We start from the raw sequence: 8254 nt of genomic DNA on the forward strand, positions 1-8254 counted from the left end.
CCCCACCCGGACGACCGGCGGGGCGGCGGTGGAGTTCCTGGTCGCCCCGCCGGGCACCGTCAGCGCCATCGAGGGCGTACGGGCGGCCCGCCGGGTCGCCGGGGTGCTGAACGTGCAGTTCGACGTCACTGTCGGCACGACGGTCGGCGAGGTGACCCATTCGCTGGCCCGCAGCGGACACGTGATGGCCTGGGGCGTCGATCCCACCGAGGCCACGGCGGCGGCCGGCAAGGCCGCCGAGCAGATCCAGATCGTCACCAGCTGAGCCGGGCGGCCCCGAGGCGCCGCGGACCCGGCCGCCGGCAGCCCGGAGGCGCCGCCGGGCCCGCCGCCCGCGGCGCCGGATCGGGCGCGCTCAGAGGGTACGGCCGAACGAGATGCAGTTCGGCGAGTCCCGGTAGAAGCCGAAGTTCGGGATGCGCTCGTAACCGGCCGAGCTGTACATGGCGATCGCCTCGGGCTGCTGGTCGCCGCACTCCAGGATCATCCGCTTGCGCCCGTGCTCGTGCGCCGACCGCTCGATCGCCGCGAGCACCGCGCGGGCCACGCCGCGACCCCGGGCCTCCGGGGCGGTGTACATCCGCTTCAACTCGGCCGTGTCGCCATCCTCGCCGTGACTGCGCCAACCGCCGCAGCCGACCGGCTCACCGTCGAGGTGGGCGACGAGGAACATGCCGTGCGGCGGGACGAACTCGGCGGCGTCCACCGGCGTCTCGTCGCCCTCGCCTCCGTACCGCGCGCCCAGATCGGCCAGCACGGCCCGGATGAGCTTCTGCGCCACCGCCGAGTCGAACGGCACGACGCGGATGTCGATCTCAGTCACCGGCAAAGGGTACGACCCTCAGCGGAAATGGTCCCAGCCAGGCGAGCCGGCGTACTCCGCCCCGTCGACAGTCACCCCCGAACCGGCCGTCACCGCGCCGATCGGCCGCCACGGGGCGGGCAGGGCCACGTCCGGCGGGAAGGTGGCGGCCAGCGCGTGGTCCTCCCCACCGCCGAGGAGCCAGGCGTACGGGTCGGCGCCCAACGCCTGCGCCGCGTCGCGCATCTGCGCAGGCACCTCGAAGGCGTCCCGCCGCACGTCGACGGCGACTCCGCTGGCCCGCGCCACGTGTCCCAGGTCGGCGAGGAGCCCGTCGGAGACGTCGATCATGGCGGTGGCCCCGAGCCGGGCGGCCTGCGGCCCCGCCGCGTACGGCACCTCCGGCCGGCGGTACGCCTCGACCAGCAGCCGGGGCGTGCGGAACCCGCGGGAGAGCACGGTCAGCCCGGCGGCGGCGTAACCCGTGCGGCCGGCGAGGGCGACGACGTCACCGGGACGAGCACCACCACGGCGCACGGGCGCCCGTCCCCCCAGGTCACCGAGGGCCGTCACGGCGATGGTCAGCGTGGGACTGGCCGACATGTCGCCGCCCACCACGCTCGCGCCGACCGTGCCCGCCTCGGCGGCCAGCCCGTCGGCCAGCTCCTCCGCCCAGCTCAGCTCCAGCCCGGGGGGCAGGCAGAGGGCGACCAGCAGCGCGGTGGGGGTGGCGCCCATGGCGGCGATGTCGGCCAGGTTCGCCGCCGCCGCCCGGTGCCCGATGTCCCGGGCGCTGCCCCAGTCCCGCCGGAAGTGCCGCCCCTCGACCAGCACGTCGGTCGACGCGGCCACCCGGGCGTCCGGTGCGGCGATCACCGCCGCGTCGTCACCGGGGCCCAGCAGGGTGGCCGGCCCCGCGGGCAGGCGCGCGGTCACCCGCTCGATCAACCCGAACTCACCGACCGCCGCGACGCTCACTCCGCCATCCTCGTTCCGCTCCTGCCGCCCGGCCCCGCCGTGCTCGCTCAACGCTTCTCCTCGACCACCGATAGGGATCGGACCTGCACCGTAGGGTAGTTTCACCCTTCGGGCCGCTCGACGCGGCGACGGAGGGAGGTCGAGGCGTGGTACAGGCGTACATCCTCATTCAGACCGAGGTCGGCCGCGCGCGTGACGTGGCCGGGCGGATCGGGGACCTCGCCGGCGTGGTGCGCGTCGACGCTGTCACCGGCCCGTACGACGTGGTCGTCCTCACCGAGGCGAACACCGTCGACGAACTCGGCAAGCTCATCGTCAGCAAGGTGCAGATGGTGCCCGGCATCACCCGTACTCTGACCTGCTCCGTGGTGCGACTGTAAGTGGACAAGATCACTCAATCTCCCGTCGACGACCAGGCCGACGAGCAGCCCGACGAGGCGTCCCCGGCTGCCCCGGGTGGCCGGGACGGCACGAACCGGCGGGCCGCCCTGATCGCGACGTTGATCGCGCTGCCGATCACGCTGCTGGTGGGTGTGCTCGCCCTCGTCCAGCTCGCCCCGGACGCTCCGGCCCCCGAGTCGACCCCGTCGGCCACCGCCGCCGCGCCGCAGTCGACCGCACCGGTCGAGATGGCCGCCCCGGCACTGGCCGCCCGTCCGGCCACGCTCTGCCGGGCGCTGCTCTCCCAGCTGCCGCCGACCGTCCGCGACCGGCCGCAGCGTCCGGTTACCGCCGGGCCCGAGCAGAACGCCGCGTACGGCGACCCGGCCATCACCCTGGCCTGCGGGGGCGCCGAGCCGGCCCTGCCGCCCACCTCCGACGTCTACTCGGTCAACAAGGTCTGCTGGTACGCGGACGAGGAGCCGGACGCCACCGTGCTCACCACCGTCGACCGGGAGACCGCGATCCAGGTGCGGGTGCCGCGCGAGTACGGGGCGGCGTTGCAGTGGGTGCCGCCGATCTCGGACACGATCGTCGCCTCGGTCCCCTCCGGCGGCGACATCCCCGCCGGCTGCCACGGTTGACCTCCCGGCGGCGCTGACCTCTTGGCCGCAGCCGGGCGACCGGCCGGTGGGCAACCGCGTGCGCGGAGGGCTCAGCGCAGGCCGACGCCCCGGGCGACGGCGGTGCGGATGAGGCGGTCGACCAGCTTCGGGTACTCCAGCCCCGAGGCCGCCCACATCTGCGGGAACATCGACGTCGGGGTGAAGCCCGGCATCGTGTTGACCTCGTTGAGGTAGACCTCCAACTCGGGCGTGACGAAGAAGTCGACCCGGGCCAGCCCGGCGCAGTCGAGCGCGGTGAAGGACCGGACCGCGTACTCCTGGACCTGGCGGGTGACCCGCTCCGGCAGGTCGGCCGGGACGTAGTACTCGCAGGACTGGGCGGAGTCGATGTACTTCGCCTCGAAGTCGTAGAACTCGTGGTCGGCGACCAACCGCACCTCGGCGGGCACCGACGCCTCCGGGCTGCCGCCGGCCTCCCCCTCCAGCACGCCGCACTCGACCTCCCGCCCGACGATGGCGCCCTCGACGAGCACCTTCGGGTCGATCTCGCGGGCGACGGCGACCGCGTCGTCCAGTTCGGACCAGTCGTTGACCTTGCTGACGCCGAAGGACGACCCGGCCCGGGACGGCTTCACGAAGACCGGCAGGCCCAGTCGCTCCTTGTCGGCCTCGCTCAGCGTCATCCCGTTGCGCAGCACGGCGTACGGGCCGATCGGGATGCCCTCGGCGGCGCAGAGCTTCTTGGTGAACTCCTTGTCCATGGCGGCGGCCGAGGCGAAGACGTTCGCCCCGACGTACGGGATGCCGGCCATCTCCAGCAGGCCCTGGATGGTGCCGTCCTCGCCGTACGCGCCGTGCAGGACGGGGAAGACCACGTCGACGTCGGCGAGCGCCCGGGGCCCCTCGGCCTGGTCGAGCACCATCAGCCCGTGCCCGGTGGGGTCGGCGCGCAGCACCAGGTCGACGCCGGACTCCGCGGTGATCTCCGGCAACTGCCGGGCCTGGATGGCGAGGTGCTCAAGGTCGCCGCCGGTGAGCACCCACTGCCCGGCCCGGGTGATGCCGACCGGCACCACCTCGTACTCGTCCGGGTCGAGGGCGCCGATGACGCCACCGGCGCTGACGCAGGAGATGCCGTGCTCCGGGCTGCGACCGCCGAAGACGACGGCCACGCGGGTCTTGCCAGGGGTGGTCACGCAATCACCTCTCCGGGTCGGCGGCGCTGGTGGCTCACCGGTGACCTTACTGTGCGTGGTGGGGAGCTGCGGGGGATACGGGACGAGCCGCAGTGATACCCGAATCCGGTCAGCGAGCATTTACGGTGAGTAATCACGCAGCGGGTGCGTACGCCGACAGGGCGCGCGCACCTCCGGCCGCCGCACTACGCTGCTGCGCTGTGAGTTCCGACGCCCTCATCGACAGCCTGCGGGCCGCCCTCGACGCTCGTCCGGACGACCTCCCGCTGCGCCTGCACCTCGCCACCCTGCTGCTGGATTCGGGGCGGGGCGGGGAGGCGATCGCGCAGATCGGTCAGGCGCTCGCCCGCGACCCGGGCGACGAGCAGGCTCAGGCGTTGATGCACCGCGCGCTCGGCGCGTCCGTACCGGCGCCGAGGCCCGCCCCGGACGCGGCGCCCAGGAGCGGATCCGGCGCGGCGACCGCGCCGCCGTCGACGCCTCCGGCCTCCGGCGACGACGCGAGCAACCCGCTCGCCGCCTACGAGCGGGAGCTGGCCGACGTCGTACCGCCGCGGTTCGCCCCGGCCGGCGACGAGCCGGAGCCGGTCGAGGGTGAGCACGACCGGGTGTACGACGTGGAGACCTCGGCCGTCCGGCTGGCCGACGTGGGTGGGATGTCGGCGGTGAAGGAGCGGCTGGAGCTGGCCTTCCTCGGCCCGCTGCGTAACCCGCAGCTGCGCAGGATGTACGGCAAGAGCCTGCGCGGCGGGCTGATGCTCTACGGGCCGCCCGGCTGCGGCAAGACGTTCCTGGCCCGGGCGGTGGCCGGCGAGATGGGCGCGAAGTTCGTCTCACTCTCCATCGTGGACGTGCTCGACATGTGGTTGGGCAACTCGGAGCGGAACCTGCACGAGCTGTTCCAGGCGGCCCGCCGCAACGCGCCCTGCGTGCTCTTCCTCGACGAGATCGACGCGCTGGGGCACAAGCGTTCGCAGGTCAGCTCCAGTTCGATGCGGACGCTCGGCAACCAGCTCCTCGCCGAGCTGGACGGCATGGAGGGGAACAACGAGGGGGTCTTCGTGCTGGCCGCCACGAACACTCCCTGGGACGTCGACCCGGCGCTGCGCCGCCCCGGCCGGCTCGACCGGGTCGTGCTGGTGCTGCCGCCGGACGCCGAGGCCCGCGCGGCGGTGCTCGAGTACCACCTGCGGGAGCGGCCCATCGCCGGCATCGACCTGCGCCGGATCGTGGCGGCCACCGAGGATTACTCGGGGGCGGACCTGGCGCACCTCTGCGAGACCGCGGCGGAGTACGCGATGGCGGACTCGCTGCGCAGCGGCGAGGTACGGATGATCGAGCAGCGGGACTTCGACCGCGCCGTCAAGGAGGTCCGCCCGTCGACCCGGCCCTGGATGGCCACCGCGCGCAACGTCGCCATGTTCGCCAACGAGGGCGGCGTCTACGACGACCTGGTCGCGTACCTCAAGCGGCGCAAGCTGCTCTGACCGGTGGGTCCGCGGGCCGGCCCGCCCGGTCGGCGCGGGTTGCGGTCCGTCCGACGTGGTCAATCGCGGGAGTGCCGCCGCCCGACGGCGATCACCTTCACCCGCTGCCGGCCGGCGCGCACCATGCCCAACGCCATGAACGCGCCGGCGATCCGGTCGGCCGCCTCCCGGCTGCTGGCGCCGACGACCTGACGTCGTCGCTCCGGGGAGGTCCGCTCGTTGCGGCCGCTCGCCTCGAACGGCCGCACGTCGGTGAGCACCACCAGGAAGCGGGTCATCGCCGACTCCCGGGGTGGTCGGGGTGGACTCGCGGGCCGGTACGCACGTTCACTCCCTCCGCCAGGCAGGGACGGCGCGGCACGCGGCGATCGGGTACGGGGGAGAAACCCGACCGCCGCGCGCCCCATCCCCTCCGGTCGCTCACCACCACCGTCGCCACGACAACCGGCGGTGAGGACGCTGTAACAGATTGACAGGTGTGCAGGCGTGAATGCAACTCTCACCGGCGTTCTCTCATGTACCGATTCCCAGAAATGTGTGCAACCATCGATGCATGGCTCCGAAGACCGCTCGCGCCCGCCGTCTCGGCCTCGCCCTGCGCACCCACCGGGAGGCCGCCGGCCTGACCCTGGAAGCGGCGGCCGACGAGATCAGCAGCACCCGCAGCACCCTCTCGCGCTACGAGAACGCCCAGTCACCGGTCAAGCCCGCCACCGTTCGCGCCCTCCTCACGCTCTACGGCGTGGCACCCGACGAGATCGCCGGAGCGGTGCAGCTGGCCAAGGACGCGCGCAAGCCCGGCTGGTGGGTGTCCTACTCGTACCTCCTGGACCGCCGCACCATCGACTTCATCGCGCTGGAAGCCGAGGCGACCGGCATCGCCAACTTCGAGCCCTCGGTGGTGCCCGGCCTGCTCCAGACCGCCGACTACATCCGTGGCGTGATGCGCGGCGGCCCGCACACCCTCAGTGACGAGCAGGTCGAGCAGCGCGTCAAGCTGCGCCTCGACCGCCAGCAACGGCTCACCGGCGACACCCCGCCCATCCTCGACGCCATCATCGACGAGGGCGCGCTGCTGCGGCCGGTCGGCGACCGGTCGGCGATGGAGGGCCAACTGCAACACCTGGTGAAGATGGCCGAGCTGCCGAACATCACCGTCCAGGTGATCCCACTGGCCGCCGGTTACCACCGCGGCACCCGGGGCTCGCTGCACATCCTGGAGTTCGCCGACCCGGAGGACCCGATCATCGCCTCCGTGGAGACGGTGGCCGGTCAGATGATCCTCGACGGTCCCGGTGACCTGCGTACCTGCACCAAGATCATGGAACACCTGCGGACGGTCGCGCTCAGTCCCGCGGACAGCCGCGACAAGCTCTTCCAACTCCTGAAGGGACGGTAGGACGGATGACACCGACGATCAGCGCGGCCCTGGCCGCAGCCGGCTGGCACAAGAGCAGCCGCAGCGGTGACGAGGGTGCCTGCGTGGAGGTGGCGGTGGTCCCTGAGCTGGTCGCGGTACGCGACTCCAAGGACCCGCACGGCCCGGCCCTGCTCTTCTCGCCGACGGCCTGGGCCGCGTTCGCCCAGGCGCCGCCGCAGCGCTGACCCAGCGCGTCCGGCCACCGGTGGGCGGTGGCCGGACCCGTGGGCCGGGCCGGCCGCCGGTGGGCGGTGGCCGGCCAGCACACCCTCAGGTGGGCCGGGCCGGCCGCCGGTGGGTGGCGGCCGGCCGGCACACCCTCAGGCCATCACCGGGGCGGGCGCGGGCCCGCCCCGCAGCGCCTCCAGGGCGGCGATGGCCACGCCCCGCGCACCCGCCATGTCCCGCTCCGGCACCAGGGCGAAGGTCGCCACGGCGGCCTGCTCCGCTCGCAGCGTGGTGTGCTCGCGAACGGTCGCCAGGAACCAGTCACGGAACTCCGGCGCCGCCTCCACCACGCCCCCACCCACGAAGTAGGCGTGTGGATCGGTGAAGTTCGCGGCGATGGTGAAGAGCCGTCCGATGGCCATCGCCTGCTGGGTGAAGATGGCGCGCGCCAGCTCGTCACCCCGCTCGCCGTAGCCGCGAACCAGCCGGGCCGCCCGGGCCGGCGACTCGGCGGCCAACGGGTGATCGGGGTACCGGCCCAGCCAGTACGGCAGCAGGTTGCGTTCGATGCCGGTCAGCGAGGCGACGCTCTCCACGTCCCCGTCGAACCCGCAGGCACAGCCCGGCACAGGCTGCTCCGGGGTGAGCAGCCCGGTGAGCGGGATGTGCACGTGGCCCAGCTCGCCCGCCATCCCGGCCGCCCCGGCCACCACCCGACCGCTCTCCACCACGCCACCGCCGAGACCGGTGCCGACGATCGCCGAGACCGACGACCGGAGCATCGCGTCGCCCCCGAAGTGGACGTGATGGGCGTAGAGCGCGGCGGCGTTGCCGTCGTTGTGGTACGTCACCGGCAGGCCGAGCCGCCGTTCGAGCGCACCGCGCACGTCGAAGCCCCGCCAGGCCGGTTCGGAGAAGTTGGTCGACCCGCGGGAGGAGATCACCCCGGTCGCGCTCGCCGGGCCGGGAGTGTCCAGCCCCACCGCGCGCACCAGCTCACGCGGCACACCGGTGTAAGCCAGGACGCCGTCCAGCGCCCGGGCCAGCGCCTCGATCGCCGCCTCCGGCCCGGCGTGCACCTCGCTCGGTATCTCCACCAGCTCGTCCACCAGGAACCGACCGTCCGCGGTCAGGACGGTGGCGTTGTTGCTGCTCCCGCCGTTGTCCAGCCCGACCACCACCGGCACCCCCTGGCT

General features: G+C 73.4%; 10 protein-coding genes and 1 pseudogene. 6 read left to right on the forward strand and 5 right to left on the reverse strand.

Annotated features, from left to right (window positions below; translation table 11 throughout):
* Window positions 1-265, forward strand: a pseudogene (locus E1211_RS32770) (biotin carboxylase); the annotation flags it as partial.
* Between the two features lie 90 nt (window positions 266-355).
* Here E1211_RS32770 and E1211_RS28195 read toward each other — a convergent pair.
* Both E1211_RS28195 and E1211_RS28200 read right to left on the reverse strand, forming a co-directional pair.
* Window positions 356-823 (reverse strand): GNAT family N-acetyltransferase, encoded by a 468-nt coding sequence (locus E1211_RS28195; RefSeq protein WP_132352614.1) that lies wholly within the window; start codon window positions 821-823, stop codon window positions 356-358.
* Window positions 824-841: 18 nt separating this feature from the next.
* On the reverse strand, window positions 842-1780 hold the full coding sequence (locus E1211_RS28200) for a thiamine-phosphate kinase (protein ID WP_132352635.1): 939 nt from the start codon (window positions 1778-1780) through the stop codon (window positions 842-844).
* A gap of 146 nt (window positions 1781-1926) precedes the next feature.
* Here E1211_RS28200 and E1211_RS28205 point away from each other — a divergent pair, with 146 nt between their 5' ends.
* Both E1211_RS28205 and E1211_RS28210 read left to right on the forward strand, forming a co-directional pair.
* Complete coding sequence (locus E1211_RS28205; RefSeq protein ID WP_132352616.1) at window positions 1927-2160, forward strand: Lrp/AsnC ligand binding domain-containing protein; 234 nt, start codon at window positions 1927-1929, stop codon at window positions 2158-2160.
* The gene (locus E1211_RS28210) at window positions 2161-2805 is read left to right on the forward strand and encodes a DUF3515 family protein (RefSeq protein ID WP_132352618.1); all 645 of its coding nucleotides are present in this window, start codon (window positions 2161-2163) and stop codon (window positions 2803-2805) included.
* Between the two features lie 71 nt (window positions 2806-2876).
* Here E1211_RS28210 and E1211_RS28215 read toward each other — a convergent pair whose 3' ends face one another.
* The gene (locus tag E1211_RS28215; protein WP_132352620.1) at window positions 2877-3983 is read right to left on the reverse strand and encodes a D-alanine--D-alanine ligase family protein; all 1107 of its coding nucleotides are present in this window, start codon (window positions 3981-3983) and stop codon (window positions 2877-2879) included.
* Between the two features lie 200 nt (window positions 3984-4183).
* On the opposite strand from E1211_RS28215, the gene E1211_RS28220 reads away from it, so the two are divergent.
* Entirely contained in the window at window positions 4184-5470 is a 1287-nt protein-coding gene (locus tag E1211_RS28220; protein ID WP_132352622.1) for a 26S protease regulatory subunit, read from the forward strand.
* A 59-nt stretch (window positions 5471-5529) separates the two neighbouring features.
* Here the strand turns inward: E1211_RS28220 and E1211_RS28225 are convergent, their stop codons facing one another.
* The gene (locus E1211_RS28225) at window positions 5530-5748 is read right to left on the reverse strand and encodes a hypothetical protein (RefSeq protein WP_132352624.1); all 219 of its coding nucleotides are present in this window, start codon (window positions 5746-5748) and stop codon (window positions 5530-5532) included.
* 275 nt (window positions 5749-6023) lie between these two features.
* Between E1211_RS28225 and E1211_RS28230 the strand changes: the two genes are divergently transcribed.
* Together E1211_RS28230 and E1211_RS28235 are read left to right on the forward strand one after the other, a co-directional pair.
* Complete coding sequence (locus E1211_RS28230; protein WP_132352631.1) at window positions 6024-6869, forward strand: helix-turn-helix transcriptional regulator; 846 nt, start codon at window positions 6024-6026, stop codon at window positions 6867-6869.
* 5 nt (window positions 6870-6874) lie between these two features.
* Window positions 6875-7075 (forward strand): DUF397 domain-containing protein, encoded by a 201-nt coding sequence (locus E1211_RS28235; protein WP_132352633.1) that lies wholly within the window; start codon window positions 6875-6877, stop codon window positions 7073-7075.
* A gap of 135 nt (window positions 7076-7210) precedes the next feature.
* Here the strand turns inward: E1211_RS28235 and E1211_RS28240 are convergent.
* Window positions 7211-8254, reverse strand: a 1044-nt coding sequence (locus tag E1211_RS28240) for an ROK family protein (protein ID WP_371686209.1), incomplete at its 5' end; no start/stop codon positions are given.

Origin of the sequence: Micromonospora sp. 15K316 (assembly GCF_004348525.1) — a bacterium.
Classification (GTDB): Bacteria; Actinomycetota; Actinomycetes; order Mycobacteriales; family Micromonosporaceae; genus Micromonospora.

Bases quoted from the DNA above. Each gene is read 5' to 3' on its own strand.
- E1211_RS28235 (WP_132352633.1), top strand. From the start codon at position 6,875: ATGACACCGACGATCAGCGCGGCCCTGGCCGCAGCCGGCTGGCACAAG.
- E1211_RS28225 (WP_132352624.1), bottom strand. From the start codon at position 5,748: ATGACCCGCTTCCTGGTGGTGCTCACCGACGTGCGGCCGTTCGAGGCG.
- E1211_RS28230 (WP_132352631.1), top strand. From the start codon at position 6,024: ATGGCTCCGAAGACCGCTCGCGCCCGCCGTCTCGGCCTCGCCCTGCGC.